This window comes from Cobetia sp. D5 (assembly GCF_035666195.1).
Taxonomy (GTDB): domain Bacteria; phylum Pseudomonadota; class Gammaproteobacteria; order Pseudomonadales; family Halomonadaceae; genus Cobetia; species Cobetia amphilecti.
The window spans coordinates 4,110,926-4,137,417 of record NZ_CP142020.1 but is presented as its reverse complement, the minus strand read 5'-3'; the positions used below and the strand labels follow the sequence as shown (position 1 = coordinate 4,137,417).

At 62.8% G+C, this 26,492-nt stretch carries 22 protein-coding genes and 1 tRNA gene; 13 read left to right on the top strand and 10 right to left on the bottom strand.

The window, feature by feature from the left end; genetic code table 11:
• Positions 1 to 132 precede the first annotated feature (132 nt).
• A complete protein-coding gene (gene rph, locus U0O11_RS17185; RefSeq protein ID WP_043331764.1) occupies positions 133 to 879 on the top strand; it encodes a ribonuclease PH in 747 nt (248 codons plus the stop codon).
• A gap of 212 nt (positions 880 to 1,091) precedes the next feature.
• On the opposite strand, the gene U0O11_RS17180 is transcribed toward rph, so the two are convergent.
• Positions 1,092 to 1,859, bottom strand: coding sequence for an exodeoxyribonuclease III (locus tag U0O11_RS17180; RefSeq protein ID WP_043331765.1), 768 nt, complete (start codon positions 1,857 to 1,859; stop codon positions 1,092 to 1,094).
• An 86-nt stretch (positions 1,860 to 1,945) separates the two neighbouring features.
• Between U0O11_RS17180 and pyrE the strand changes: the two genes are divergently transcribed.
• The 4 genes from pyrE (at position 1,946) to rep (ending at position 6,035) form a co-directional block, all read left to right on the top strand.
• A complete protein-coding gene (gene pyrE, locus U0O11_RS17175) occupies positions 1,946 to 2,620 on the top strand; it encodes an orotate phosphoribosyltransferase (protein ID WP_107335804.1) in 675 nt (224 codons plus the stop codon).
• A gap of 55 nt (positions 2,621 to 2,675) precedes the next feature.
• Positions 2,676 to 3,236, top strand: a complete 561-nt coding sequence (locus tag U0O11_RS17170) for a YfaZ family outer membrane protein (protein ID WP_153636709.1) — start codon at positions 2,676 to 2,678, stop codon at positions 3,234 to 3,236.
• A gap of 144 nt (positions 3,237 to 3,380) precedes the next feature.
• Positions 3,381 to 3,854, top strand: a complete 474-nt coding sequence (gene trmL, locus U0O11_RS17165) for a tRNA (uridine(34)/cytosine(34)/5-carboxymethylaminomethyluridine(34)-2'-O)-methyltransferase TrmL (protein ID WP_324690873.1) — start codon at positions 3,381 to 3,383, stop codon at positions 3,852 to 3,854.
• A gap of 99 nt (positions 3,855 to 3,953) precedes the next feature.
• The gene (gene rep / locus U0O11_RS17160) at positions 3,954 to 6,035 is read left to right on the top strand and encodes a DNA helicase Rep (RefSeq protein ID WP_054556336.1); all 2,082 of its coding nucleotides are present in this window, start codon (positions 3,954 to 3,956) and stop codon (positions 6,033 to 6,035) included.
• A 30-nt stretch (positions 6,036 to 6,065) separates the two neighbouring features.
• Here rep and U0O11_RS17155 read toward each other — a convergent pair whose 3' ends face one another.
• Positions 6,066 to 6,560: a c-type cytochrome gene (locus U0O11_RS17155; RefSeq protein WP_324690870.1), complete on the bottom strand. Its 495-nt coding sequence runs from the start codon at positions 6,558 to 6,560 to the stop codon at positions 6,066 to 6,068.
• A gap of 144 nt (positions 6,561 to 6,704) precedes the next feature.
• Between U0O11_RS17155 and U0O11_RS17150 the strand changes: the two genes are divergently transcribed.
• Positions 6,705 to 6,781 (top strand) — tRNA-Arg (locus U0O11_RS17150).
• A gap of 358 nt (positions 6,782 to 7,139) precedes the next feature.
• Positions 7,140 to 8,645, top strand: a complete 1,506-nt coding sequence (locus U0O11_RS17145; protein WP_324690869.1) for a coniferyl aldehyde dehydrogenase — start codon at positions 7,140 to 7,142, stop codon at positions 8,643 to 8,645.
• Positions 8,646 to 8,651: 6 nt separating this feature from the next.
• Here the strand turns inward: U0O11_RS17145 and rnk are convergent, their stop codons facing one another.
• The 3 genes from rnk to typA form a co-directional block, all read right to left on the bottom strand.
• Entirely contained in the window at positions 8,652 to 9,065 is a 414-nt protein-coding gene (gene rnk / locus U0O11_RS17140; protein ID WP_175090630.1) for a nucleoside diphosphate kinase regulator, read from the bottom strand.
• Between the two features lie 187 nt (positions 9,066 to 9,252).
• On the bottom strand, positions 9,253 to 10,143 hold the full coding sequence (locus tag U0O11_RS17135) for a WYL domain-containing protein (protein WP_043331776.1): 891 nt from the start codon (positions 10,141 to 10,143) through the stop codon (positions 9,253 to 9,255).
• A 650-nt stretch (positions 10,144 to 10,793) separates the two neighbouring features.
• On the bottom strand, positions 10,794 to 12,602 hold the full coding sequence (gene typA, locus U0O11_RS17130) for a translational GTPase TypA (protein WP_043335760.1): 1,809 nt from the start codon (positions 12,600 to 12,602) through the stop codon (positions 10,794 to 10,796).
• A 642-nt stretch (positions 12,603 to 13,244) separates the two neighbouring features.
• On the opposite strand from typA, the gene glnA reads away from it, so the two are divergent.
• The 6 genes from glnA (at position 13,245) to U0O11_RS17100 (ending at position 22,196) form a co-directional block, all read left to right on the top strand.
• Positions 13,245 to 14,651: a glutamate--ammonia ligase gene (gene glnA / locus U0O11_RS17125; RefSeq protein ID WP_043335758.1), complete on the top strand. Its 1,407-nt coding sequence runs from the start codon at positions 13,245 to 13,247 to the stop codon at positions 14,649 to 14,651.
• 451 nt (positions 14,652 to 15,102) lie between these two features.
• Positions 15,103 to 15,795, top strand: a complete 693-nt coding sequence (locus tag U0O11_RS17120; RefSeq protein ID WP_324690865.1) for a DUF4124 domain-containing protein — start codon at positions 15,103 to 15,105, stop codon at positions 15,793 to 15,795.
• Positions 15,796 to 16,057: 262 nt separating this feature from the next.
• Complete coding sequence (gene glnL, locus U0O11_RS17115) at positions 16,058 to 17,152, top strand: nitrogen regulation protein NR(II) (RefSeq protein ID WP_264158090.1); 1,095 nt, start codon at positions 16,058 to 16,060, stop codon at positions 17,150 to 17,152.
• Complete coding sequence (ntrC, locus tag U0O11_RS17110; RefSeq protein ID WP_043335756.1) at positions 17,149 to 18,558, top strand: nitrogen regulation protein NR(I); 1,410 nt, start codon at positions 17,149 to 17,151, stop codon at positions 18,556 to 18,558. The genes glnL and ntrC overlap by 4 nt, the downstream gene beginning before the upstream one ends.
• 130 nt (positions 18,559 to 18,688) lie before the next feature.
• The gene (locus U0O11_RS17105; RefSeq protein ID WP_043335753.1) at positions 18,689 to 20,026 is read left to right on the top strand and encodes a deoxyguanosinetriphosphate triphosphohydrolase; all 1,338 of its coding nucleotides are present in this window, start codon (positions 18,689 to 18,691) and stop codon (positions 20,024 to 20,026) included.
• 418 nt (positions 20,027 to 20,444) lie between these two features.
• Positions 20,445 to 22,196 carry a BCCT family transporter gene (locus U0O11_RS17100; protein WP_043335751.1) on the top strand — a complete coding sequence of 584 codons (1,752 nt, stop codon included), beginning with the start codon at positions 20,445 to 20,447 and terminating at the stop codon, positions 22,194 to 22,196.
• Positions 22,197 to 22,316: 120 nt separating this feature from the next.
• On the opposite strand, the gene U0O11_RS17095 is transcribed toward U0O11_RS17100, so the two are convergent.
• The 5 genes from U0O11_RS17095 to fba form a co-directional block, all read right to left on the bottom strand.
• Positions 22,317 to 23,153: an ATP-grasp domain-containing protein gene (locus U0O11_RS17095; RefSeq protein WP_107335810.1), complete on the bottom strand. Its 837-nt coding sequence runs from the start codon at positions 23,151 to 23,153 to the stop codon at positions 22,317 to 22,319.
• Between the two features lie 149 nt (positions 23,154 to 23,302).
• Positions 23,303 to 24,223 (bottom strand): nuclease-related domain-containing protein, encoded by a 921-nt coding sequence (locus U0O11_RS17090; protein WP_043335750.1) that lies wholly within the window; start codon positions 24,221 to 24,223, stop codon positions 23,303 to 23,305.
• Between the two features lie 92 nt (positions 24,224 to 24,315).
• Positions 24,316 to 24,768, bottom strand: a complete 453-nt coding sequence (locus U0O11_RS17085) for a YbaY family lipoprotein (RefSeq protein WP_043335747.1) — start codon at positions 24,766 to 24,768, stop codon at positions 24,316 to 24,318.
• A 51-nt stretch (positions 24,769 to 24,819) separates the two neighbouring features.
• A complete protein-coding gene (locus tag U0O11_RS17080) occupies positions 24,820 to 25,194 on the bottom strand; it encodes a translation initiation factor Sui1 (protein WP_043335744.1) in 375 nt (124 codons plus the stop codon).
• A 185-nt stretch (positions 25,195 to 25,379) separates the two neighbouring features.
• Positions 25,380 to 26,444 (bottom strand): class II fructose-bisphosphate aldolase, encoded by a 1,065-nt coding sequence (gene fba / locus U0O11_RS17075; protein ID WP_043335741.1) that lies wholly within the window; start codon positions 26,442 to 26,444, stop codon positions 25,380 to 25,382.
• Between the last annotated feature and the right edge of the window lie 48 nt (positions 26,445 to 26,492).

Genomic DNA, 26,492 nt, shown 5'->3' with positions numbered 1-26,492 from the left:
CTGAAGTGTACGCGTGCCGCTCTTGAGCGCCCAGTGATCAGGAGCAGGTCCGGCCCGCGCGGTGCGAAGGTCGTCGCCCGTGGCTGCGGCGTGTAGACTCTGGCCTCCCGAATACTGCTACAAGGAATCCCCATGAGCGAAGCCAACGTGACCCGTCCCAGTGGCCGTACCCCGGAGCAGCCGCGCGAGATCCGCCTGACCCGTGAGTTCACTCGTCACGCCGAGGGTTCGGTGCTGGTGGAGTTCGGGGAGACCCGCGTGCTGTGCACCGCCTCTGTCGTGGCTGGCGTGCCGCGCTGGCTGCGCGGTTCCGGCAAGGGCTGGCTGACCGCCGAGTACGGCATGCTGCCGCGTGCGACCCATACCCGTAATGATCGTGAAGCGGCGCGTGGCAAGCAGGGTGGCCGTACGGTGGAGATCCAGCGTCTGATCGGCCGTGCGCTGCGCGCTGCGGTAGATCTCAAGAAGCTGGGCGAATACACCATCACCATCGACTGCGATGTGCTGCAGGCCGATGGCGGCACGCGTACCGCGGCGATCACCGGTGGCTGTGTGGCACTGGTCGATGCGCTGCAGGGCCTGCAGCGTGAGCGCAAGATCAAGACCGACCCGCTGGTGAGCCTGGTCAGCGCCGTCTCGGTCGGCATCTACAAGGGCGTGCCGGTCACCGATCTCGACTACCCGGAAGACAGCAAGGCCGATACCGACATGAATGTCGTGATGGCCGAAGGCAAGGGGCTGATCGAGGTGCAGGGCACGGCCGAAGGCGCGGCCTTCGATCGCGCTGAGCTCAATGCCCTGCTGGATCTCGCCGAGCGTACCGGTGAGCAGCTGTTCGCCGCGCAGCGCGCCGCACTCGGCATGCCGGCCGACGCCTGAGTTCTGCGACACGGTGCTGTGTCATGAGCGCCATGTCATGAGTGCTGTGTCGTGAGTGTCATGTCATGAGCGCTGCGTCATGAACGCTTGATGCCAGACAGAAAACGCCCCCACCGCTTGCGCGATGGGGGCGTTTTCGTCAGTGCCCGAAGGCACATCATGCGACTGGCAGGGTGGCCCGAGGCCGAACGCTCAAGGGGTGACAGCGTGCATCACAGCTCGAGGTCGTACTCGACGATGACCGGTGCGAACTCGCTGAAGGTGGCATCGGTGTCGATCCAGGCGTCCTTGATGTGACGACGCAGGTTCGGGTCGATGACCTGATAGTCGAGGCGCCAGCCTTCCTGACGGGCGCGCGGCTGGTCACTGTCCAGCGCTGGCCACCAGGAGTACTGGTCGGCATCGCGGTTGACTTCGCGGAAGGCGTCGATGAAGCCGATCGGGCCGAAGACCTGATCCATCCATGCGCGTTCTTCCGGCTTGAAGCCCGGCGTCATCTGATTGTCGGACCAGTTGGCGAGGTCGACAGTCTTGTGGGCCACATGCCAGGTGCCGCAGATCATGTAATCACGACGCTTGCGGCGCAGCTTGCTGAGGTATTCCTGATACTGCTCCATGAAGGCGCCCTTGGCAGCCGGATCACTTCCGTCAGGCATCAGGAAAGAGCAGATGCTGAAGCGGTCGTAATCGGCCTGCAGGTAGCGGCCTTCGTTATCGCACTGCTCGAAGCCCAGTCCATACATGATGGCCTTGGGAATCTGGCGGCAATAGAGGCCAACCCCTGAGAAGCCGTCTTTTTCGGCGTCCAGGAAGTAGCCTTCGTACCCTTCCGGGTAGAGGATGCTGTCGTCGAGCTCGAAGCTCTTGGCCTTGAGGTTCTGGATGCAGACGACGTCGGCGTCCTGACTGGCAAGCCAGTCGAGGAAGCCGCGGCTGACCGCTTCTCGAATACCATTGACGTTAACTGTAGCGATTTTCATACGTGGTCCCTGGTTCGTCGCGCCTGTATGATACCCGAGCTTTAGACGATTTGGTAAATGGCTAACGAATTCAAAGGTGATATCGGATGCAGGACTACCAGCGGGAGTTCATTGAGTTTGCCATCGAGCAGGACGTGCTGCGGTTTGGCGAGTTTACGCTCAAGTCCGGGCGGGTGAGCCCCTACTTCTTCAATGCTGGTCTATTCCGCTCCGGACAGGCCCTGGCGCGTCTGGGACGCTTCTATGCGCGTGCCATCGTCGAATCAGGCCTGGAGGCCGATGTGCTGTTCGGCCCGGCGTACAAGGGTATCCCGCTGGGTGCCGTGACGGCCGTGGCGCTGGCTGATCATCATGATCGTGACATGCCGTTCACCTTCAATCGCAAGGAAGCCAAGACCCACGGTGAAGGGGGCTCGTTGGTCGGCGCGCCCCTCGAAGGCCGCGTGATGATCATCGACGATGTCATCACCGCCGGCACCGCCATCGGCGAAGTGATGGAGATCATCCACGCCGAGAGTGCCAAGGCGGCGGGTGTCGTGATCGCACTGGACCGTCAGGAGCGCGCTCCCGATGGTCAGGGAGGCCTGAAGGCGAACAGCGCCATTCAGGAAGTGGAGGCACGTTTCTCCATGCCCGTGGTCAGTATCGTGACGCTCGACCAGGTGCTCGAATATCTGGAACAATACGCACAGCAGGAACTGTCTGGGCATGCGGTCGCGATTCGCGACTACCGTGCGCAATACGGTCTCCAGGGCGCCTGAGAGCGTTCATGACCCGCGCAGCATTACCTTCCCAGTCACGTACAGAGGTGCATACATGACAGCTCACCGTAACATTCTCGGCCTTTCGGCAGCCATCCTCGCTGCCAGTCTGTCCGCCCCGGCCATGGCCGGCAACGCTGACCTCAACCTGAATAGTGAAGCCGTTCAGGGCGAAATCAATGGCGAGATCGGCAATGGCGTCCAGCTCGGCGGCGGTATCCTGTCCAGCGATGACCACGACGACGTCACGGCCGGTCACGTCCAGCTGCTGGGCACCGAGCGCACCAGCGAATACGACGTGGGCCTCGGCGCACGCTGGAGCCAGTACGACACCGACCACGGTGACGGCGGCGGTCTGGGCCTCGGCGGCTACGGCTACTACTACCTGCCGGGCGCACCGCGCGTCTCGCTGGGTGGCTACGGCTACGTGACCCCGGACGTCGCGACCAGCAACGATCTCGAGCACAGCTACGAATACGGCCTGCGCGCACGGTATCAGGTCATCGACAACGTCGAAGGCTATGTCGGCTACCGCAAGGTGAAGGCTGACTTCGAGAACCGTGACGAACGCACGCTGGATTCCGGCCCGCTGGTCGGCATGCGTCTGCAGTTCTGAGGCGGGTTCTCGGCAACGCGTGCTCCGCGTGAGTCACGCATTGCGGTAAGATGGCGGGCCCTTCGGGGCCCGCTTTGCGTTGTCATGGCCAGGTGAGCATCGCCGGCCAGCCCCCTGTTTTCGCCTTCTGCCGCGAGTCTGCTCATGCTCGATATCGTGCTCTATCAGCCCGAGATTCCGCCCAATACCGGCAACATCATCCGGCTGTGTGCCAACACCGGTTACCGCCTGCATCTGATCGAGCCGTTGGGGTTCGAGCTGGACGACAAGCGCCTGCGTCGGGCGGGTCTCGATTATCATGAGTGGGCTCGCGTACAGCGCCATGCCAGCCTCGATGACTTCATGACGAGCGTGACACCTTCGCGGGTCTTCGCGCTCTCGACGCGTGGTCGCACCGCGCCGCATGAGGCCAGCTTCCAGGCCGGTGATGCGCTGGTATTCGGCCCCGAGACACGCGGCCTGCCGCAGGCGATGCTCGACAGCCTGCCCCGCGAGCAGGTGTTGCGCCTGCCGATGCTGGCCGACAGCCGCAGCATGAACCTGTCTAATGCCGTCGCCGTGGTCGTCTATGAAAGCTGGCGTCAGCTCGATTTCGCCGGCGCCGCAATTCTCGATTGATCGGCTAGCCCTCGACTGATCGGCCAGCCCTCGATTGACCGACCATCGCCCGCGTGAGATGCATTTCCGCTCCCTTTCTTCGCCCAGCAGGACACCGTGATGACCGAGATCCGTGATCGCCTCGCCAAGCTCAACCCCCGCCAGCAGGAAGCCGTGCGCGCCATCGATGGCCCCTGTCTGGTGCTGGCCGGTGCCGGATCAGGCAAGACCAGCGTGATCACGACCAAGATCGCCTACCTGGTGCAGGAATGCGGCATGAAGGCACGCAACATCGCCGCCGTGACCTTCACCAACAAGGCGGCGCGCGAGATGAAGGAGCGTGTCGGCAAGATGCTCAAGGGCCGCGAGGGCCACGGGCTGATCGTCTCGACCTTCCACACCCTCGGCCTGACCATCATCCGCGGCGAGCTGAAGACACTGGGCTACAAGCCGGGCTTCTCGCTGTTCGACACCGATGACGCCAAGGTGTTGATCAAGGAGCTGATGCACAAGGAAGCCGACACCGACGCCGAGCAGATCAACGCGGTGCAGAGTCAGATTTCCACCTGGAAGAATGACCTGATCCTGCCCGGGGCGGCGCTGTCGCATGCCGAGGATGAAGACGCCCAGTACGCCGCGGTGATCTACGAGGCCTACAACCGGCATCTCAAGGCCTACAACGCGGTCGACTTCGATGACTTGATCCTGCTGCCGGTGGTGCTGTTCCGTGATCACCCCGAGGTGCTGGCGCGCTGGCAGCGGCGCATCCACTACATGCTGGTCGATGAGTATCAGGACACCAACATCAGCCAGTATCTGCTGGTGAAGATGCTGATGCAGGAGCGCCAGACCTTCACGGTGGTGGGCGACGATGACCAGTCGATCTACGCCTGGCGCGGCGCGCGCCCGGAGAACCTCGTCACCCTCGGTGAGGACTTCCCGCGCCTGAACCTGATCAAGCTGGAGCAGAACTATCGCTCCACCGGCATCATCCTGCGCGCGGCGAACACCCTGATCGCCAACAATCCCCACGTCTACGACAAGACGCTGTGGTCGCAGATGGGCGATGGCGACCCGATCCGCATCATCATGAATCGCAACGAAGAGGCCGAGGCCGAGCGCGTGGCGGGCGAGATCCTCACGCGGCGCATCAAGGAAGGCGCCGAATGGCGTGACTTCGCGGTGCTCTATCGCGGCAACTTCCAGGCGCGCCTGCTGGAGCTGAAGCTGCAGCACTACCAGATTCCCTACAAGCTCTCCGGCGGGACCTCCTTCTTCGGGCGCAACGAGATCAAGGACGCGATGGCCTACCTGCGTCTGCTGATCAATCCGGCGGACGACAACGCCTTCCTGCGCATCGTCAACGTGCCGCGGCGGGAAGTCGGGCCGGGCACGCTGGAGAAGCTGGCCAACTACGCCACCGGGCGTGGCGTGTCGCTCTACGCCGCCTGCAGCGAGATGGGCCTGCGCGAGCAGCTGAGCGAGCGGGCGCTGGACCGCCTCGGCCGCTTCACCCATACGCTGGACCGCGTGCGCCGCGAGATGGATGCCGGCCAGTCGATCAGCGCCATCCGCGAGCTGTTCCGCGAGGTGGATTACGAAGGCTGGCTATACCAGAACGCCAGTGCGCCCAAGATCGCCGAGCGGCGCATGGCCAACGTCTGGATTCTGGTCGATCAGCTCGAGAAGTCGATCAGCGGCAATCCGCAGGAAGAGGTGGAGGAGCTCGAAGGCAGCGAGGCGATGATCGGCGATACCGAGACCGGCGATGTCGCGGCGGCCATCTCACGCCTGGTGTTGCGCGACATTCTCGAGCAGCAGGCCGAGGAAGATGACTCCGACCGCGTGCAGCTGCTGACGCTGCATGCCTCCAAGGGTCTGGAGTTCCCGCATGTCTACGTGCTGGGGCTGGAGGAAGACCTGCTGCCGCACCGCAACTCCATCGAGATGGACACGGTGGAGGAGGAGCGCCGCCTCGCCTACGTGGGCATCACTCGTGCCCGCCGTACGTTGGTGCTGACGCTGGCGCGCCAGCGCAAGACCTACGGCGAGATGATGGACTGCGTGCCGAGCCGCTTCCTGGATGAGCTGCCGCCAGAAGACCTCGAGTGGGAAGGGCGGGCCGACAAGCCGCAGGATCAGGAGAAGAAAGTGGCCCGCGGGCGGGATGCCATCGCGGGCCTGCGTTCGCTGCTGGGCTGATGTTTACTGTCGGGTACTGTGCGCTGAGACTCAGCGCACGGAGTCGAGCAGATAGTCCACCGCGGCCTTCACTTCCTCATCGGAAAGCGCCGGGTTGCCGCCCTTGGCCGGCATGGCATTGAAGCCTTCGATGGCGTGGGTGTAGAGCGTCTCGTCGCCCTTGGAGAGACGGCCCTCCCAGTCGCCGGCCTCGCCCAGGCGCGGGGCACCGGCGGCGCCAGTCGTGTGACAGGCCATGCAGATGCCACCGTAGACTTTCTCGCCGTCTATCGCGCTGGCGGCATCGGCTTGCCCGCCAGCGCCGCTGACCGCCGGCTGCGAGCTCGCTGCCGAGGCATCACCGGCGCAGGCATCGCCCTTCACGCATAGCTCGCCCACCGGCTTGAGTCGCTCGGCAATCGCCTCGCGGGAGTTGTCTGCGGCCTGTGCGGACGCGCTGACAAGCACGCTGAACAGCATCGCGCTCAATGAGAGTGACAGGGAAGAGCGCTTGAGGGGAAAAGCAGCTGGCCGGCGAGCTTGCATGGCGTGCACCTTTTGGGGCTGTGTATCGAGCCAGTATAGCGCTCGCCGGAGGCGCAGCAACCGCGTGGCTGGCGGGATATCTCGACATCGTAGAATCAAGACGTTACCATAAGCGCGCCTCGGTTCACTGCAACCCTGGCATGCGCGCCCATAGCTCAGCTGGATAGAGTACTGCCCTCCGAAGGCAGGGGTCGCAGGTTCAAATCCTGCTGGGCGCGCCAACGAATTCCCGTCACCGGCGCCATCGCCGGTCGACACCCGAAAAGCCCTCGTACCTCACGGTGCGGGGGCTTTTTGCATTGCGGCGTGCACCAGCGGCGCAGGCGACTTTCTTTGACGTCATCAAACGAGTGTTCTAAAACGGGATGAGCCACGCTGGCGATTCTCCGCGCGCCGGTCGCTACCGACTGGTACGCCATACTCGTGGCTGTCTGCCTTCGCTGCCGGCTTTGCCGGCCCTCACTGGATGTTCTCATGACGACTGCCGCCCCTGTTGATCCTGCTTCGCCTGAATCTGTTGTCTCGTCTGCTGGCTCGTCTAATGAGAGCAGCGAGGCTGCCACTCGGGAGATCACGCGCATGCAGGCGCTGCTGGAAGACCAGCGCGCCGCCTATGGCCTGTCGCCGATGCCCAGCGCCAATGAGCGCCAGGCCTGGCTGACCTCGCTGCGTGATGCGCTCAAGTCACACGAGGAGGCCCTGATCGCGGCGATCAGCGCTGATTTCGGCCACCGCAGCGCCCATGAGACGCGTCTGGCCGAACTGGTACCGAGCTACGAAGGCATTCGTCATGCACGCCGTCACCTGAAGGGCTGGATGAAGCCCTCCAAGCGCCATGTCAGCGTCGCCTTCCAACCGGCCTCTGCGCGCGTCGTCTATCAGCCGCTGGGTGTGGTCGGCATCATCGTGCCCTGGAACTATCCCCTCTATCTGGCGATCGGCCCCTTGATCAGCGCCCTGAGTGCCGGCAATCGGGTGATGATCAAGATGAGCGAGTTCACCCCCGAGACCGCTAAGGCGCTGCGCGTGATGCTGCTCGATGCCTTCGATGAGGTGCAGGTGGCCGTGGTGATCGGTGAGGCCGATGTGGCGGCGGCCTTCTCGGCCTTGCCCTTCGACCACCTGCTGTTCACCGGCAGCACGGCGGTCGGCAAGCATGTGATGCGCGCCGCGGCGGACAACCTGACCTCCGTGACGCTGGAGCTGGGCGGCAAGTCGCCGGTGATCATGTCGCGTGAACTGATGGCGGATGAGGCGCAGCGTCGTGAAGCGGCGGGGCGGCTGGCCTTCGGCAAGGGCATGAACGCCGGCCAGACCTGCGTCGCGCCGGACTACGTGCTGTGCAGTGAGGAGCAGGTCCCGCTGCTGGTCACGGCGCTGGGCGAGGCCTTCCAGCGCTTCTATCCGCGCTTCTGCGAGACGCAGGACTATTCGCGCATCATCAATCAGCGTCAGTACCAGCGCTTGCGAGAGGTGCTCGAGGACGCCCTGGCGAAGGGCGCGACACTCAGGCCTCTGGTCGACAGTCCCGACTGGAATGACCCGGAGCTGGTCGAGAAGCGTCTGATGCCGCCGCTGGCGTTGCTCGAGGTGACGGATGAGATGCGCGTGATGCAGGAGGAAATCTTCGGCCCGCTGCTGCCGATCGTCGGCCTGTCGGACCCGGGGGCAGTGGATGAGGCGGAGGGCGAGACGAGTGTGAAGGACACGTTGCTGGAGGCACCGGCGGATACGCTATCCGTCGCGATGGCCTATGTGAACGCCCGGCCCCGGCCGTTGGCGCTGTATTACTTCGGCCACGACAAGCATGAACAGCAGCGGGTCACCGAAGGCACGCATGCGGGCGGAATGTGTCTGAACGATACCCTGCTGCATGTGGCGCAGGATGACATGCCGTTCGGCGGTATCGGGCCGTCCGGGATGGGCCATTATCATGGCAAGGAAGGCTTCCAGACGCTCAGCAAGGCCAAGGGAATCTTCGCCAAGGGACGCATGAATGGCGCGCGACTGATGTATCCGCCCTATGCCGACGGGCCGACAGCGCGCGCCATCCATGCTCTTATCCGCCGCCTGCTGATGCGCTAGGCGCTGTCAGCGGTGCAGGTCGCCGGCACTTTCCGGCTGGTAATGCAGCGCCTCGATACGCACCTCGTGCAGGCTGCCATCCGGCAGCCGCCACTCGATGAGGCTGCCGACCTTGAGGCCGAGCAGGGCAGCCCCCAGTGGTGCCAGCACCGACAGGCCATCCTGCTGGCCGGGCAGCGCATGCGGATAGACCAGCGTGCGCACCAGAGTCTGCTGGCGGGTCAGGTCCGTGAACTCCACGCGGCTGTTCATGCTGACGATATCGGCGGGCACCTCGTGAGGCTCGACGACCTCGCCGCGCTCCAGCTCGTCCTCAAGCTGTTCTGCCACCTGACGGTCGGCGGCGGCAACGCGATCAATCAGGCGCTCGAGGCGTTCGGCGTCCAGACGATTGATGATGATCGAGGGAAGTGTGGCCATGAGACCTCCTGTCAGTCGTGGTGTCAGCCCCTTGCGAGCAAGGCCTTGCTGGACACCAAAAAAACAGCCCTCCGCCGGGAAGGGCGAAGGACTGTGTGCAGAAGTCATCATATAAACTTCGCTCGGCGATGGATAGCCCATTCAGGCAACTGAGGTCAGCGCGAGGGCAGACCCGCTCACTCCCGCGTCAGGCGCTGGAGCTGACGAACAGCCAGTCAGTGATCTCGTCGCGATTGAGCACGACCAGCTGCTGGGCGCGCGGAGACTCTTCCAGATGGTCCGGATTGATGCCCAGCTCGCGCAGGACGTATTGCACCAGAGCGCCGCGTGTCGGCAGGTGCAGCTCGCCATCCACCATGCCGTGGTCCTGCTCTATCAGGCCGCGCTCGGCGGGCGTCAGGCGCGGGTCGGCGCCCAGCTTCAAGGTGACGCGCGTCTCCCAGCCTTCATCGCACTCGCGCTGGCTGCCCTCGAGGGCTTCACCGAACAGCTCCGGCACCGCGCGGAATCGAGACAGCACGAAGTCACGAAAAGCCCGGTTCTTCTCGCAGAAGGCGCGCACATGCCAGCGGCCAGCGGCGTAGACCAGCGTATGCGGACACAGGATGCGCTCCTCTCCCTGAGGAGAGTTGAGAGAGGCATAGGTCACCTCGAGACGCGCGCCCTGACTGGCGGCTTCGATCAAGGCCCTGACCACCGGCGGACTGGCGCTGCGTGACGGCAGGCGCAGGGCCTCGGTGTTTGCCTGGCCTAGCCCCAACCCGGTGAAATGCGGATTCAGATTGTCGTGATTGCCCAGCAATTGCAGGTATTCATCGACCTCACCCCGCGTCAGCATGGGGCAGAAATTCGCCGACGGACGGTAGCCCTTGATGACGGGGTCATACTCGAGATTGTTCTCGGCGACCGTCTCGCGGTAGGTCTTCATGACGCGCGAGGCTTGCTGTCTGGCGATACCGAAGGCGTTGCCCAGATGACGCGAAGTGACTCGCCCCTCCCACAAGGCGATGATCTCGATCAGGCGGTAACGCGCCAGCGTGTCCCATGGCAGGACTTCGAGGCGTTGCTTGATGCTCATTGCTGAATCCTTTCATACGGGTCTTCTGGAGCGTATTCGTGACGCATTGCACACACCTGGCTTGGCAATGACGACACATGGCGAGTGCTCACGAGGATCGGTAAGAGGACCCTGCTCCGGGTGGCGTGTGGCGAACAAGTCTTCGTTAACTGCAGGATATGCATAAAGAAAGCTCCGGCAGAAGATACCTGCTCCGTTGCGTTGACCCTAGTGACTGCGCATCGACGTCTCGTTTTTGCGTCGTTCAAACGCGACGCATCATTAGAATTCGACGATTTATCCTCGCTCGGTGACGTGTGATTGCGCGCTATCAACAGATCAAGACATTACGTTGCGCAGGGGCGTTGGCCGCGTGTGGCATGCTCTGAATGAAGACGCTATATGCGCAACACGAATATGCCTCATATAACCCTCATTTAAGTGTTAGAGATGCCTCAGGCCAAGGTATCGCGCAAAGTTCCCTTATTCTGCGAGCCCTAATAGCGACGCACTTCCTGCAATGACATTCATAAGTATTAGAGAGATGGTCATGCTGTCCTTTGCGGCAACAGCGAAAAGTGCTCAAACGCAAAAGACCCGCCGAGTTGGCGGGTCTTTTGCGTTTGAGCACGATGCCCCCTGCCATCAGGCAGGGGGCAGGCTGGGCCAGCTTACTTGCTGGCGCGCTTGCGCTCGTTCTCTTTCAGGTACTTCTTGCGGATACGGATGTGCAGCGGAGTGACTTCCACCAGCTCATCGGAATCCAGGAACTCGATCGCCTGTTCCAGGGTGAAGCGAATCGGCGGCGTCAGCACGATGTTTTCATCGTTGCCGGTAGAACGCATGTTATCGAGCTTCTTGGCCTTGGTCGGGTTCACGACCAGGTCGTTGGCGCGGTTGTGGATACCGACCAGCATGCCTTCATAGACTTCGGTACCGTGACCGATGATCAGCTTGCCACGTTCCTGCAGGGTGTACAGGGCGTAGGACAGCGCCTTGCCCGGCACCATGGAGATCATGACGCCGTTGCGACGCTCGACGCCTGCGCCTTCCTTCAGATCACCGTAGTGATCGAAGCGGCTGGTCAGGATGCCGGTACCGGAGGTCAGGGTCAGGAACTGACCACGGAAGCCGATCAGACCGCGAGACGGGATGATGAAGTCCAGACGCACACGACCCTTGCCATCCGGGTTCATGTTGGTCAGCTCGCCCTTGCGGTAGCCCAGCTCTTCCATGATGGAGCCCTGGTGCTGCTCTTCACAGTCGATGATGACTTCTTCGTACGGCTCCTGCTTCTTGCCGTCGATTTCCTTGATGATCACTTCCGGACGGCCCACGGCCAGCTCGAAGCCTTCACGACGCATGGATTCGATCAGAACGGAGAGGTGAAGCTCACCACGACCGGAGACGACGAATTTCTCCGGAGTCTCGCCCTGTTCGACGCGCAGTGCGACGTTGTGGATCAGTTCCTGGTCCAGACGCTCACGGATGTTGCGGCTGGTGACGAACTTGCCGTCCTGACCGGCGAACGGAGAGTCATTGACCTGGAAGGTCATGGAGACGGTCGGCTCATCGACGGTCAGCGGCGGCAGCGCCTCGACAGTGGCGGTGTCGCAGATGGTGTCGGAGATCGCGAGGTTCTCGATACCGGTGATGCAGACGATGTCGCCGGCAGTCGCCTTGTCGGTCTGCACGCGGTCCAGACCCATGTGAGTCATGACCTGGCCGATCTTGCCCTTACGGACAGCGCCTTCCTTGGTGATGATGGAGACCTGCTGACCCGGGCTGACGGCGCCGCGCTTGATGCGACCCAGACCGATGACGCCGACGTAGCTGTTGTAGTCCAGTGCGGAGATCTGCATCTGGAACGGACCGTCCAGCTCGACCTTCGGCGGCTCGACGATGTCGACGATGGACTGGAACATCGGGTCCATGGTGTCTTTCAGGTCTTCCGGATCCATACCGGCAATGCCGTTGAGGGCAGAGCAGTAGATGATCGGGAAGTCGAGCTGCTCGTCAGTCGCGCCCAGGTTGTCGAACAGATCGAAGATCTGGTCGACGACCCAGTCAGGACGAGAGCCCGGACGGTCGATCTTGTTGACGACGACGATCGGCTTCAGGCCCTGGGCGAATGCCTTCTGGGTCACGAAGCGAGTCTGCGGCATCGGGCCATCGACGGCATCGACCAGCAGCAGCACGGAATCGACCATGGACATCACGCGCTCGACTTCGCCACCGAAGTCAGCGTGCCCAGGGGTATCCACGATGTTGATGTGGTAGTCGTTCCACTGGATCGCGGTGTTCTTCGCGAGAATGGTGATGCCGCGCTCTTTTTCCTGGTCGTTGGAATCCATGATGCGTTCCTGACCCTCGGCCTTGCGGTCCAGGGTGCCAGACTGACTCAGGAGCTTGTCGACCAGGGTAGTTTTACCGTGGTCAACGTGGGCGATGATGGCTATGTTGCGAAGTTTCTCGATCACGACGGGAACCTGTGCGGAAAATGGGCGCTCGCGTACCGGGCGCTTGTGATTTGGGGCGCATTATAGGGGGCATGGCATGCCTCCTGCCAGCATCGTGCATTCACGAGGCGAGTCAGCGAGTGCCTTCAATTGGCCTGAAGTGCCCAAATGGTTGTCTCTCAAGTCTTTTCCGCGCCCTTGTCGCGGATGAAAAAAACTTGTGAGTCGAGGCAAACATGAGGATGAAAGAAAGAAATGACCGCAATGTGATGCTGACGTGATCATCGGGTGTGAGTGGAAAAATTCCCCGGATTCAGTGTTTTGCACCAATGTGGAGCAATGGCGTTTTTTGGTGCACTCAAATGATGAATCTGCACTGCGCGGCAAGATTTTTTGCACCTTGTCGGCCCATCTTTGGTCGGGTTTTCGTGCTGCATGCATGAAGATGGTGATGTTTTTTTTCAGCATATTCATGGGCTTACTGAAATGAGCGATGTGGCGTGCGCCATTCTGGCACGCTCGCTGCATTGTTAGAGCATCCTGTCTGATGGCTGGCATAACGACGCCGACCATGAGAGAAAAGGCTTACAAAATAGAGCAATAACCCCAGACAACGCTGACACCAACTGTAACCAGAGCCGCCGGCTCCATCGGAGAATTACCATGGCTGAGAAGACACTTGCCCTGATTGAAGAACACGAAGTCAAGTGGGTTGATCTGCGCTTCACCGACACCAAGGGCAAGGAGCAGCACGTCTCCATCCCGGCGCGCACAGTTGACGAAGAATTCTTCGAGAACGGTCAGATGTTCGATGGTTCCTCCATTGAAGGTTGGAAGGGCATCAACGAATCCGACATGATCCTGATGCCGGACGACGGCACTGCCTTCCTCGACCCGTTCACCGAAGACACCACCCTGGTGCTGCGCTGTGACGTCATCGAGCCGGCCACCATGCAGGGCTATGAGCGCGATCCGCGTTCCGTCGCCAAGCGCGCCGAGGAATTCCTGAAGTCCACCGGTCTGGGCGACACCGCCTTCTTCGGTCCGGAGCCGGAATTCTTCATCTTCGACGAAGTGCACTGGAAGAACGAGATGAACGGTTCCATGTTCAAGATCTCTTCCGAAGAAGGTGCCTGGGCGACCGATTCCACGCCGGAAGGCGGCAACCTGGGTCACCGTCCGCGTCTGAAGGGCGGCTACTTCCCGGTCCCGCCGATCGACAGCTTCCACGATATCCGTGCTGCCATGTGCAACACCCTGGAAGCCATCGGTCAGGAAGTCGAAGTTCACCACCACGAAGTGGCGAACGCCGGCCAGAACGAGATCGGCGTCAAGTTCAACACCCTGGTCAAGAAGGCCGATGAGGTTCAGGAACTCAAGTACGTGATCCACAACGTGGCTCACGCCTACGGCAAGTCCGCGACCTTCATGCCCAAGCCGCTGGTCGGTGACAACGGGTCCGGCATGCACGTTCACCAGTCCTTCTGGAAGGATGGCGACAACCAGTTCGCCGGTGACGAGTACGCGGGTCTGTCCGAAATGGCCCTCTACTACATTGGCGGCATCATCAAGCACGCTCGTGCCCTGAACGCCTTCACCAATGCGTCCACCAACTCCTACAAGCGTCTGGTGCCGGGCTTCGAAGCGCCGGTCATGCTGGCCTACTCTGCCCGCAACCGTTCCGCTTCCATCCGTATCCCGTACACCGCCAGCCCGAAAGGCAAGCGTGTCGAGGCGCGTTTCCCGGATCCGACGGCCAACCCGTACCTGGCGTTCTCCGCGATGCTGATGGCCGGTATCGACGGTATCAAGAACAAGATCCACCCGGGCGACGCGATGGACAAGAACCTCTACGACCTGCCGGCCGAAGAAGCCAAGTCCATCCCGACCGTGGCCGAGAGCCTCGAACAGGCCCTGACCGCGCTGGACGGCGATCGTGAGTTCCTGACCCAGGGCGGCGTCTTCACCGACGACATGATCGATGCCTACCTCGAGCTGAAGGGCGAAGACGTCCAGCGCCTGCGCATGGCGACTCACCCGCTTGAATTCGACATGTACTACAGCGTCTAAGTACTGCCGGGGTTGAGGCAGACATTCGCTAGTCACGCCATCTGACGGAGTGCCTTCCAGGTGAAGGCAAGCCCACGACGATGACGACAGCAGGGCCATACCGACAGGTGTGGCCCTGTTTTCGTTGTGGCCCTGTTTTCGTTGTGGCCCTGTTTTTCATTGTGGCCCTGTTTCGTTCTATCTCTTTGCTCTGATCCTTTGCTCTGCCCCTGATCCTTTTCCCTGAGATCGGCCATTCTGCTGACAGACCTGCAGGGCGCGGTGGTAGCCTTGCGTGACAGTCAATGCACACAGGCGTCTTGTCGAAGGCCCCAAATGCTGGCATCAACGCGGTAAGCTTTGTAACTTGTTAGCCTTGTCATCAGGCAGCAGGATCGCCTGTCGATAGACCCAACCCGCTGGAGCTGCCTGCGGCTTCTGGCCTCCCATGACTCTCTTCAGGAATCTTCGGATGTGGCCCTTCGTATCCTCCCTGCGCGTCGCGAACCCCGCGACTGACTCGCGTGCACTGCCAGCAGCGCGCCCCGAGCCACTGCAGTGCCTGCTGCTGGCAGCGACGCTGATGCTGTCGAGCCTGTCGTTCGATCTACAGGCGGCCCAGGTCTATCGTCACGTCGATGCCAACGGCAACGTGGTCTTCAGTGATCAGCCTGCGGGCGGCAGCAAGGTGCAGCTGACGCCGCTCAGCGTGGTGCCGTCGACGGAATCCCTGCCGTCGCGGCGCAGCACGCCGTCGCGCGTGACTTCTTCCTCATCCAGCGAGAGCACCCGCACCCGGGCGCCTGCGGTGGATGTGGCCTTCCGTGGCTATACCACCTTCACCATCCAGAGCCCGTCCAACGAGGAGACGCTGCAGACCGGGCAGGCGGGCAATCTGGCGGTGCGCCTGGGGATCGAGCCCAAGCTGCGCCCGGAAGACAAGGTGCGCGTGACCGTGGACGGCGCGCCGTCTCAATCCGCCATGCACAGCACCGTCTTCATGGTGCCGGCGCTGGAGCGTGGCAAGCATGTCATCCAGGCGGAGCTGCTGGATTCCACCGGCCGCGTGCGCCAGACCAGCGAGCCGAAGGTGGTCTATGTGCAGCGCGCCAGCGTCAATCTGCCTCGCAACCCCAACAACCCTGCCAATGCTGGCGGTGGCTAGCAGCGTCTGGGCGGCCTTTTGCTTCGCGCGTTTCTCCTTCGCTGACAGGCCGCCTTCGGGCGGCTTTTTCGTGTCCGGGCCAGTCGATGTCGGGCCGCCTGGCGGTGAAGTGAGGCAACGCGGGTTCGAGTGCGATTTTCCGCCTGCACCATTTTGGTGCCAATATGAGGGGCCAGAAATGGTTGCACAGCATCGGACGCCGTGTTCTCGGTGCCTGCACCAGACTGGCGCGGTTATTGCAGAACAGGGGGACGTACTGCAGATGGCGAACAAACCCATGCATCAACGACTGCTCGAACACCTGAACACTGCCGTGGTGGTGCTGGACTCACAGCTGCAGATGGTCTGGATGAATCCCGCCGCGGAGACGCTGCTGGCGGTGAGTCTGGTGCGTGTGAAGGGCAGTACGCCCGACAACATGACCGGGCTGGATGACACCCTGATCAATGTGCTGCGCAAGGCGCTGGAGGAACAGCACCCCTACACCCAGCGTGAGGCCGAGATCATCAACGCGGCCAATGAAGCGCTGACGGTGGATTTCACCGCGACGCCCATCAGCGCCAATGAACTGCTGGTCGAGATAGAACCGCGTGACCGCCTGATGCAGATCTCGCGCGAAGAAGCGCTGATCGCCCGCCAGGAGGCGGTCAAGGTGCTGACGCGTGGTCTGGCGCATGAGGTCAAGAATCCGCTCGGCGGCATTCGTGGCGCTGCCCAGCTTCTCGAACGTGACCTGCCCGAACCGCAGATGGTGGAGTTCACGCGCATCATCATCGAGGAGGTGGACCGCCTGCGTGATCTGGTCGATCGCATGCTCGGGCCGAACCGGCCGCCGTTGCAGGCACCGGTCAATGTGCATGCGGTGACCGAGCGGGTGCGGGCCTTGCTGCAGGCGGAAGGCAGCGCCATCACCTTGAGCGCCGACTACGACCCGAGCCTGCCGGAGGTGATCGGCGACGAAGGCCAGCTGATCCAGGCGGTGCTCAACATCGCGCGCAACGCCACCCAGGCCCTCAATGAGCAGCCACAGCCCGATTCACCGCAGCCTGACGCCGCCCCCTACGAGATCACGCTGCGGACCCGCGCTCGCCGGCAGTTCACGCTGGGCCATGAGCGCCACCGGCTGGTCTGCGAGCTGGCGATCATCGACAACGGCCCCGGCATTCCGGAGAGCCTGCGCGAGACGCTGTTCTACCCGATGGTCTCGGGGCGCGCCGAAGGCTCAGGGCTCGGGCTGTCGATCGCCCAGGGCATCCTGCACCAGCATCAGGGGCTGATCGAGTGTGACTCGCGCCCCGGCCATACCGAATTCCGATTACTCATTCCGCTAGCCGGCACTTCTGGAGATCACACATGAGCGAGACTGCCCGCGTCTGTATCGTCGATGACGACCGTGCCATTCGCTGGGTGCTGGAGCGCGCTCTGGCACAACCCGACCTCGAGGTGGAAACCTTCGAGCGTGCCGATCAGGCCGAAGCCAGCATCATGCGCCAGTGCCCGGATGTCCTGATCACCGATATCCGCATGCCCGGAACCGATGGTTTGGACCTGATGGCGCGCGTGCGCGAGAAGTACCCGGACCTGCCCGTCATCGTGATGACGGCGCATTCCGACCTCGACAGCGCCGTGGCCTCCTATCAGGGCGGCGCCTTCGAATACCTGCCCAAGCCGTTCGATGTCGATGAAGCGCTGGCGCTGGTACGGCGCGCCGTGGCACATGCCCGTGAATCCAAGGCGCCCGCCGCCGTGCCGGAAGGGCTGACCAAGGAAATCATCGGCGAAGCGCCGGCGATGCAGGAAGTCTTTCGCGCCATCGGCCGCCTGTCTCAGTCGCATATCACCGTCTTGATCAACGGCGAGTCCGGTACCGGCAAGGAGCGCGTGGCCCAGGCGCTGCATCAGCACTCGCCGCGCGCCGCCAAGCCGTTCATCGCGCTCAACATGGCCGCGATTCCCAAGGACCTGATGGAATCGGAGCTGTTCGGCCACGAGAAGGGCGCCTTCACCGGCGCCACGGCGCTGCGCCGCGGGCGCTTCGAGCAGGCCGATGGCGGCACGCTGTTCCTCGATGAGATCGGTGACATGCCCGCCGAGACCCAGACCCGCCTGCTGCGCGTGCTGGCCGATGGCGAGTTCTATCGTGTCGGTGGCATCACGCCGGTCAAGGTCGACGTGCGCATCATCGCCGCGACGCACCAGCACCTGGAAAAGCTGGTCGAGGATGGGCGTTTCCGTGAGGATCTCTTCCACCGCCTCAACGTGATTCGCGTGCATCTGCCGCGCCTGTCGGAGCGCCGTGAAGACATTCCGCGCCTGATGAGCCACTTCCTGGGCGAGGCCGCGCGTGAGCTTTCGACCGAGCCCAAGGTGCTGACGGAGGCCGCGGAGAAGCACCTGACGCGCTTCGACTGGCCGGGCAACGTGCGCCAGCTCGAGAACACCTGTCGCTGGCTGACGGTGATGGCCTCGGGGCGTGAAGTGATGATCGAGGACCTGCCGCCGGAACTGCGCGATGCCAGTGGCACCGAGGCGGCCTCCGGCGATTGGCGTGGTGCCTTCCGCGAGTGGGCGGACCGCGCACTCGCCGCCGGCCACACCCATCTGCTGGAAGAGGCGGTGCCCGATTTCGAGCGCATCCTGATCGAGACGGCCCTCAAGCATACCGGTGGTCGCAAGGGTGAAGCCGCCGAGCTGCTGGGCTGGGGCCGCAACACCCTGACCCGCAAGCTCAAGGTGCTGCTGCCGGCGCTGGCCGAGGACTGAGGAAGGCCTGAGCGGGCTGGAGACAAGGAGAACAGGGTGCCACAATCCCTGTTCTCTTTTTTTATGCGCGTCATTCACCTGTTATCTGCTCGCCGGCGCCAGTGCTCGGCGCCTGCCAAGGAGTTGCCTGATGTCATCGATGAGCTGGGAGCGACTGCTGGAACCGAGTCGCCTGCATGACGCACCGGGCACCGTATCGCGTGAGATGGGGCGGACTCCCTTCCACAAGGACCACGATCGCATCGTGTTCGCGGGCTCCTTCCGTCGCCTGGGGCGCAAGACCCAGGTCCACCCGCTGACCGACAACGACCATATCCACACGCGGCTGACCCACTCGCTGGAGGTCGGCTGCGTCGGTCGCTCGCTGGGCATGATGGTCGGCGAGAAGCTCAAGGAGCAGTTGCCCGACTGGATCACGCCGTCGGATCTCGGCGTCATCGTCCAGACCGGCTGCCTGGGGCATGACATCGGCAACCCGCCCTTCGGGCATGCGGGGGAGTACGCCATCCGTGACTGGTTCGCCGCCGAGGCCGCCAGTGATCACGGTCGGCTGGCCGGGCTGAGCGATGCCGAGCGCGAGGACCTGCTCACCTACGAAGGCAATGCCCAGGGCTTTCGCATCGTCACTCAGATCGAATACAACCAGTTCCATGGCGGCATGCGCCTGACGGCAGCGACGCTGGGCACGTTGCTCAAGTACCCGTGGACGGTGGAGCACGCCACGGCCGGCGGCAAGTTCGGCTGCTATCAGAGCGAGCGCGTGCTGCTGGATCAGGTCGCCGAGCGCTGCGGGTTGCTGGCGCGGGCCGATGGCCGCTGGTGCCGTCACCCGCTGGCGTGGCTGGTCGAGGCAGCCGATGACATCTGCTATGCATTGCTGGACCTGGAAGATGGCCTCGAGATGGGCATCCTGCAGTTCGAGGAAGTGTTCGAGATTCTCACCGGCATCAGCGGTGGCGAGCCGCGCGAATACCAGGAGATGGTCGCCCGCGGCACCTCCCAGCGGCGCAAGGTGGCGGCACTGAGAGGCGCGGCGATGGAGCGTGCCGTCAATGATGTCGCCGAGGCTTTCGTGCAGCGCGAGACGGAACTGCTGGCCGGCACGCTCAGTGAAGACCTGCTCGACCTGTGCCACCCCGACCTCGGCTGGGGCGTGCGGGAAGCCAAGAATCTGGCGCGCCAGAAGATCTTCCGCAACGAGCGCAAGGCCAAGCTGGAGATCGGCGCCTACACCACGCTGGGCATCCTGCTCGAGGCCTTCATCGGCGCTGCGCATGAGCTGCATACCAAGGGGCGCTCCAGCTTCAAGCATCAACGTGTGCTGGCATTGATCGGCGAGAACACGCCGACCAAGGACTGGGATCTCTACCGCAGCTATCGGCGCATGCTCGACTTCATCGGCGGCATGACGGACCACTTCGCGGTAGACCTCGCCCAGGAGATGGGCGGGCGCCTGCGCGGCGACTGAGCCCGAGGCGCCATCAGCTCGATCATCTCAAGTCTGATTATTCCCACCAGGGAACGGCAGCAGTGCCGTTCCCTGGTGGATGCCTGCTCTCCGGCCTGACATCTGCCGCTTTGCCTGCGTCTTACCCCTATGGGCCTTCCCTCCTGCTGCTATCCACCTCTGCGCCGCCTGTTCTGGCTGTGTCTTCCCTGCTGATTTGCCTGTCGCTGCCAGCCCTGTCGTCGTGCTTCCAGCTCTTCTCTTGGCCTGAACGCCAAGGCCTGCCAAGCGCTAATAAATGACTGGCTTGCGTTAAATTAACTTTACGTAGCCGCTTGGATCGTTGTACTAGGATTGTACGCAGTGGGGATGCGTGTATCGCAATCACTCATGATAAGCTGTTATCATGTATAGCAATAACGATAAATGAGGCTTATATATGAGCAAGGAAACCCGAAAGGTATCCGCCAGGGCGGCGGGGGATCGGCCGGAAAAGCCCTTCGACATGATCGACAAGCCGACCTTCTTCGGCTCGATCTTCCTGCTGTTGGCAGTGACGCTGCCCCTGGTCATCTTCCCCGAGCAGGGCGCGATGTGGGTATCGGCGGCCAAGAACTTCGTCACCAGCAAGCTCGGTGTGCTCTATCTGCTGCTTGGCGTGGGGGCCGGCGGCTTCATGATCTACATCATCTTCAGCGATATCGGTCAGATAAAGCTCGGTGATGCCGAGGAGAAGCCCGAATTCTCCATCGTCTCATGGGCGGCGATGCTGTTCTGTGCCGGTATCGGGGCCTCCATCCTGTACTGGTCGATGATCGAGTGGGTCTACTACTACCAGTCGCCCCCGTTCCATGTGGAAGGCCAGACACCGGAGGCAGCGGAATGGGCCGCGGCCTACGGCATCTTCCACTGGGGCCCGCTGGCATGGGCGATCTACCTGATTCCCGCCGTGCCGATCGCCTACTTCTACTATGTGCGTCACCACAGCGTGCTGAAGATTTCCGAGGCGCTGATGCCGGTGCTGGGTGAAAAGCTGGCGCATGGCTGGCTGGGCAAGCTGATCGATATCAGCTTCATCTTCGGCATGCTGGGCGGCGGTGCGACCACCCTGGGTCTGGCGGCACCGATGATCAACGAGGGGGTGCACGAGCTGTTCGGGGTGCCCAAGTCGCTGACCACGCAGATCGTGGTGCTGCTGGTGTGTACCGCCCTGTTCGGCTACAGCGCCTACGTGGGCCTCAAGAAGGGCATCAAGCTGCTGTCAGACATCAACTTCTGGCTGGCGGTCGGCCTGTTGCTGTTCATCTTCATCGCGGGGCCGACCCTGTTCATGGCCAATACCGGGCTGGATGCGCTGGGCCGCGTGATGAGCAATCTGATCCACATGGCCACCTGGCTTGAACCGTTCGCCGAGTTCAAGGGCTTCGAGGACACGCACTTCCCGCAGGACTGGACCATCTTCTACTGGGCCTGGTGGCTGGTGTTCGCGCCCAGCGTGGGGCTGTTCATCGCGCGTATCTCGCGGGGCCGCACCATCCGCGCCATGGTCGCCGGTTCGATGTTCTTCGGCACCATGGGCTGCTTCCTGTTCTTCATGGTGATGGGCAACTACGGCCTCTACCTGCAGCTGTCCGGTGAGCTGGACGTGGTCACCATTCTCAATGACCAGAGCCCGACCGCAGCCATCTTCGCGATGCTGCACACGCTGCCGCTGGACTACGTGGTGATCTTCGCCTTCACGCTGCTGGCGCTGATCTTCACCGCGACCACCTTCGACTCCATCTCCTACATTCTGGCCGCTGTGGTCCAGAAGGAAGTCGATGAAGAGCCGATGCGCTGGAACCGCCTGTTCTGGGCCTTCGCCCTGTCGTTCATGCCCATCGTGCTGATGTTCATCGGCGGGCTGGAGACCCTGCAGACGGCCTCCATCATCGGGGGTGTGCCGCTATTGGCAGTGGCCTTGATGCTGTGTATCTCCATCGTGCGTGCCGCGCACTATGACCTGCGCTACCAGCCGGATTACACGGTCAAGGAAATCAACATCGAGGAGTTCCCGGCAGACGACCCCTGGACCGAAGACGGCACTTGGGAAATACCCGACGAGGACGTGCCGGCAGCAGGCAAACCGCGGCAGGACCCGCCCAAGGATCATATCGAAGGCGATCCGCACAGCCGCCCCTCACGCCTGTGAGGAGATGAGCCGGCCGGCCGGTTGAACGGCCAGTGCCAGACGACAAGACGCCGCTCATTGGGCGGCGTCTTGTCGTTCAGGGCAGGCAAGGACGTAGCGTGATGACTGGCCCGCAAGGCGTCAGCCGGTTTCCTCGAGTGTCGCGCGGCGCACTCGGCGCGGCGTCAGTAGCGGTGGCGTCGGGTCGTTGTCGCTGCTGTCGAGCGCCAGATGGCGGAGGATGGCGGCACCGATGCGCCGCGAGCTGTCCGGGATGCCCTGATTGCCGAACAGGCGGTTGAACTCGAACACGAGCGGATGGCCATCGACCATCGCGATATCGAAGCCGGCATGATCGACACTCAGTGCCTCGGCCAGGTGCAGGGCCAGGGCGATGGCGGGCGCCGGGATATTGTCGTAGGCCGTCTCGCCGCCCTGACTGACATTGGAGCGATAGCCGCCCAGCGGCGTGACGCGCCAGTAGGCGGTGATGACTTCGCCACCCACCACCACGATGCGCAGGTCGCGGTCGATCTCCAGGCGCGGCTGGGCATACAGCACCGGATGCTCCGCCGCATGTGCTTCCAGTTCGCCACGCGACTGGATCAGCTTCACGCCGACGCCCATCGAGCTTTTGACTTCCTTGACGATCAGCGGATAGCCGAAGCGCGCCTCGATATCGTCGATTGCCTGACGGCTGGCGCCGCGAATCTCGGTCGGTGGCACGTTGTCCGGGCAGATGGCCTGAAAGACGCGTGTCTGCTCGACCTTGTCGTGGCCGATCGCGTAGCTGGGCAGGCTGGGGAAGATGCGTTTGCCGAGGCCGTAGACCAGGGTGGTGATCTGCCAGTATTCGGGAAACAGCAGGATATCGGCGGCGCGGATCTCGTCGAGGTGATCCAGCATGCGCTCCGGCTTGATATAACGAACACCGGGAATGCCGAGGGTACGAAAAGCGTCGAAGGTGATGAGTTTCATGCGGGATATGTCGCCAAGAGCGCCATCATTGCGATAGCGCGATAAGGTTGCCAAGGCTGGACCGGCGCGTATTTAACGCCGGGCGGGGCGCCTTGGCAAGCCTTTGTCTGGCGCTGCCATGCTCCGAGGGGCCGGAGCATGGCGGAGGATCAACTGGTGGCGAGGCGCTCGGCCTGAACGCGGTCAAGAATCGCCTCGTTGATGCGCTGCTTTAGGGCGTCATCCAGGGTCGGGCAACCCTCTTCGGGAGCCATGCAATGGGTGCTCAGCCACTCGGCCAGGCCCTCGCCATTGACGACTTCGGGGTCATTCTCGCGCTGGGTCCCCTCGCGCACGATCTGCCAGCCCGGCAGCGCCAGCAGCCCCTGCACCGGCACGTCGACACCGCATTCACGCTTCAGCCAGGCGGCCGTCCAGTCGCGTGCGGTACGTGTCTCGCGCAGCGGTTTGCGCTCGCGATAGCCCGGGAAGTACAGGCGACCATCCTTGAGCTTGACCTCATCCTTGAGTGCGCCCAGCGCATCCAGCGGCCGCGAGCGCGCCTTGGTGCGAATGGCATAGGCGCCGGCGGGGGTGACCACCAGATGATCGATATGGAAGCCATCGGCCGGCACGTCGTGATAGACCATGCTGGTCAGCTGTTCCGGGCGGATGAGCTGGTCGAGCTCCTGACCGATGGACAGCTCGCAGGCTAGCCCCAGCTTGAGCTTGCGGATACGCTGGAAGTGACGCGTCAGGCGCAGCGCGAACACCAGCACCAGCAGTGCACAGGCCAGACCGTAGGCGGCCCATTCCAGCCAGTTCTGCTCTTCGCCGAACACCATGCGCCCCATGCCGTAGACCAGCGGACTCAAGGTGATGAGCGGCCCGAGCGCCCCGTCGAGAAACAGCGCCTGGAAGGCCTCGTCGAGACGGTCACGCAGGCTCTGGCCCGGTTCACGCAGCTGGCGGCGGGTCAGCGGCGACTGGATGCGCCGCTCATGCAGGCCGCGCATGCCCAGCACCACCAGCGCGATGGCACCCAGTGGGGTAAGGAAGAAGACAGGTAACAGGTATTCCAGCCAATCCATTGGGGTGTCCTATCGGTGAGAGACGGGCCTACTGGTCAAGTCGAGCGTACTGGTCAAGTCGAACGTACTGATCGGGCCGGGCGAGCGCGCCATCAGTGGCCCAGCGCACGCGGCAGCGGCGTGAGCGGGATCTCGACCTCGCCCTGTGAGGTGCTGGCGTCACCCAGCACCGGCACCGCGCTGTCATTGATCCAATACAGGCGACCCTCGCTGCGCACATCGGCTTGCAGCGCATAGCGATGGCCTTCCTCGATGGCATTGCGGTCGTACTGCAGGCTGACCGGGAAAGGCCCTTCACGCAGGCCGCCATAGCGGGTACTGGCAATCAGTCCGGCCTCGGCGTCGGCGCGGGAGACATCCACCAGGCGCACTTCCAGCATCGCATCCGGCGGTGCCGTGAAGGCCTGCTGTGGCACCACGCGCGCCTCCAGCTGCGTGAAGTCCGGGCCGGTCATGCAGCCACCCAGCCCGAGCGTGGCCAGCAGCAGGCCAGAGAGCGAGAGCGTGCGAGCCGAAGGCCGGCGTGGCGTGATGAAGTTCAGCATGGAAATCCCTTGTGCAGCGAGATGGAAGGCAAAGGTGCGCGCAGCAGGCGTTCAGCCACCGGCCAGCTTGACGGTATAGCCCATCCGCGTGAGTTCAGCCTTGAGCGTCTCGCGGTGATCGCCCTGGATCTCCACGATGCCATCCTTGAGGCTGCCGCCAGTGCCGCACCGTTGCTTGAGAGTCTTGGCCAGCGCCTTGAGTTCCTTCTCGGCGAGCGGAATCCCGCTCACGGTGGTCACGCCCTTGCCCTTGCGACCGCTGGTCTCGCGACGGATACGCACCACGCCATCGAGGCTTGCCAGGCGCTCACGCTCGGCGAGGTCGGCACATTCGCACTCGGCTTCGGCACGCCGACACTCAGGGCAGGTTGCGCCATGTTCGGTGGAATAGACAAGCCCGGACAGTTGATCCTTGAGCGAGGCCATGATGTCTCCTGCGATACGGTGATGAATGATCAATGCCAAACGGAATCTCGAAAGGATACCTGCGTGCGCGAGAGGCTGGCACCCTGAGGCGCATAAAAAAGGCGACCCCGAAGGGTCGCCTTTCTCTTCATTCCCTGCCTGCTCGCGTGCGGGCAGGCAGGGAGACCTTGGCGGGTGTCGCCCGATCAGTTGATCTTCGGGTCCAGCTCGCCGCGGTTGTAACGCTCGAACATCGCTTCGAGGTTGATCGGGTCGATCTTGCTGCCATGACCGGCGGCACCGAAGGCTTCGTAGCGGGCGATGCAGATGTCGCGCATCGCCTTCACGGATTCCTTCAGGTACTTGCGCGGGTCGAATTCAGACGGGTTCTGCGCCATGAAGCGACGGATGGAACCGGTAGAGGCCAGACGCAGATCGGTGTCGACGTTGATCTTGCGCACGCCGTGCTTGATGCCTTCGACGATCTCGTCGACCGGCACACCGTAGGTTTCCGGAATCTTGCCGCCGTATTCGTTGATGATTTCCAGCCAGTCCTGCGGCACGGAGGAAGAGCCGTGCATCACCAGGTGAGTCTCGGGGATGCGGGCGTGGATTTCCTTGATGCGCTGGATGGACAGGGTGTCACCCGTCGGCGGCTTGGTGAACTTGTAGGCGCCATGGGAGGTGCCGATGGCGATGGCCAGGGCATCGACGTGGGTCTTCTTGACGAAGTCGGCGGCTTCTTCCGGGTCGGTCAGCATCTGGTCGTGGTCCAGCTTGCCTTCGGCACCGATGCCGTCTTCTTCACCGGCCATGCCGGTTTCCAACGAGCCGAGGCAACCCAGTTCGCCTTCGACGGACACGCCACAGGCGTGGGCCATCTCGACGGTGCGACGGGTCACATCGACATTGTATTCGTAGCTGGTCGGGGTCTTGCCGTCTTCGCCCAGCGAGCCGTCCATCATCACCGAGCTGAAGCCCAGCTGGATGGAGCGCTGGCAGACTGCCGGCGAGGTGCCGTGATCCTGGTGCATGACCACCGGGATATGCGGGAATTCTTCCACCGCAGCCAGGATGAGGTGGCGAAGGAACGGCGCGCCCGCGTATTTGCGTGCGCCGGCGGAGGCCTGGACGATCACCGGAGAGTCGGTGTGATCGGCGGCTTCCATGATGGCGCGCATCTGCTCGAGGTTGTTGACGTTGAACGCCGGGATGCCGTATCCGTACTCGGCTGCGTGGTCCAACATCTGGCGCATGCTGATCAATGCCATGACATCACCTGTCTTTTTGAGGAATCGAGTGGAGAAGCGTCGGGTGCC

Bases quoted from the DNA above. Each gene is read 5' to 3' on its own strand.
- rph (WP_043331764.1), top strand. From the start codon at position 133: ATGAGCGAAGCCAACGTGACCCGTCCCAGTGGCCGTACCCCGGAGCAG.
- U0O11_RS17180 (WP_043331765.1), bottom strand. From the start codon at position 1,859: ATGAAAATCGCTACAGTTAACGTCAATGGTATTCGAGAAGCGGTCAGC.
- pyrE (WP_107335804.1), top strand. From the start codon at position 1,946: ATGCAGGACTACCAGCGGGAGTTCATTGAGTTTGCCATCGAGCAGGAC.
- U0O11_RS17170 (WP_153636709.1), top strand. From the start codon at position 2,676: ATGACAGCTCACCGTAACATTCTCGGCCTTTCGGCAGCCATCCTCGCT.
- trmL (WP_324690873.1), top strand. From the start codon at position 3,381: ATGCTCGATATCGTGCTCTATCAGCCCGAGATTCCGCCCAATACCGGC.
- rep (WP_054556336.1), top strand. From the start codon at position 3,954: ATGACCGAGATCCGTGATCGCCTCGCCAAGCTCAACCCCCGCCAGCAG.
- U0O11_RS17155 (WP_324690870.1), bottom strand. From the start codon at position 6,560: ATGCAAGCTCGCCGGCCAGCTGCTTTTCCCCTCAAGCGCTCTTCCCTG.
- U0O11_RS17145 (WP_324690869.1), top strand. From the start codon at position 7,140: ATGCAGGCGCTGCTGGAAGACCAGCGCGCCGCCTATGGCCTGTCGCCG.
- rnk (WP_175090630.1), bottom strand. From the start codon at position 9,065: ATGGCCACACTTCCCTCGATCATCATCAATCGTCTGGACGCCGAACGC.
- U0O11_RS17135 (WP_043331776.1), bottom strand. From the start codon at position 10,143: ATGAGCATCAAGCAACGCCTCGAAGTCCTGCCATGGGACACGCTGGCG.
- glnA (WP_043335758.1), top strand. From the start codon at position 13,245: ATGGCTGAGAAGACACTTGCCCTGATTGAAGAACACGAAGTCAAGTGG.
- U0O11_RS17120 (WP_324690865.1), top strand. From the start codon at position 15,103: ATGTGGCCCTTCGTATCCTCCCTGCGCGTCGCGAACCCCGCGACTGAC.
- glnL (WP_264158090.1), top strand. From the start codon at position 16,058: ATGGCGAACAAACCCATGCATCAACGACTGCTCGAACACCTGAACACT.
- ntrC (WP_043335756.1), top strand. From the start codon at position 17,149: ATGAGCGAGACTGCCCGCGTCTGTATCGTCGATGACGACCGTGCCATT.
- U0O11_RS17105 (WP_043335753.1), top strand. From the start codon at position 18,689: ATGTCATCGATGAGCTGGGAGCGACTGCTGGAACCGAGTCGCCTGCAT.
- U0O11_RS17100 (WP_043335751.1), top strand. From the start codon at position 20,445: ATGAGCAAGGAAACCCGAAAGGTATCCGCCAGGGCGGCGGGGGATCGG.
- U0O11_RS17095 (WP_107335810.1), bottom strand. From the start codon at position 23,153: ATGAAACTCATCACCTTCGACGCTTTTCGTACCCTCGGCATTCCCGGT.
- U0O11_RS17090 (WP_043335750.1), bottom strand. From the start codon at position 24,223: ATGGATTGGCTGGAATACCTGTTACCTGTCTTCTTCCTTACCCCACTG.
- U0O11_RS17085 (WP_043335747.1), bottom strand. From the start codon at position 24,768: ATGCTGAACTTCATCACGCCACGCCGGCCTTCGGCTCGCACGCTCTCG.
- U0O11_RS17080 (WP_043335744.1), bottom strand. From the start codon at position 25,194: ATGGCCTCGCTCAAGGATCAACTGTCCGGGCTTGTCTATTCCACCGAA.
- fba (WP_043335741.1), bottom strand. From the start codon at position 26,444: ATGGCATTGATCAGCATGCGCCAGATGTTGGACCACGCAGCCGAGTAC.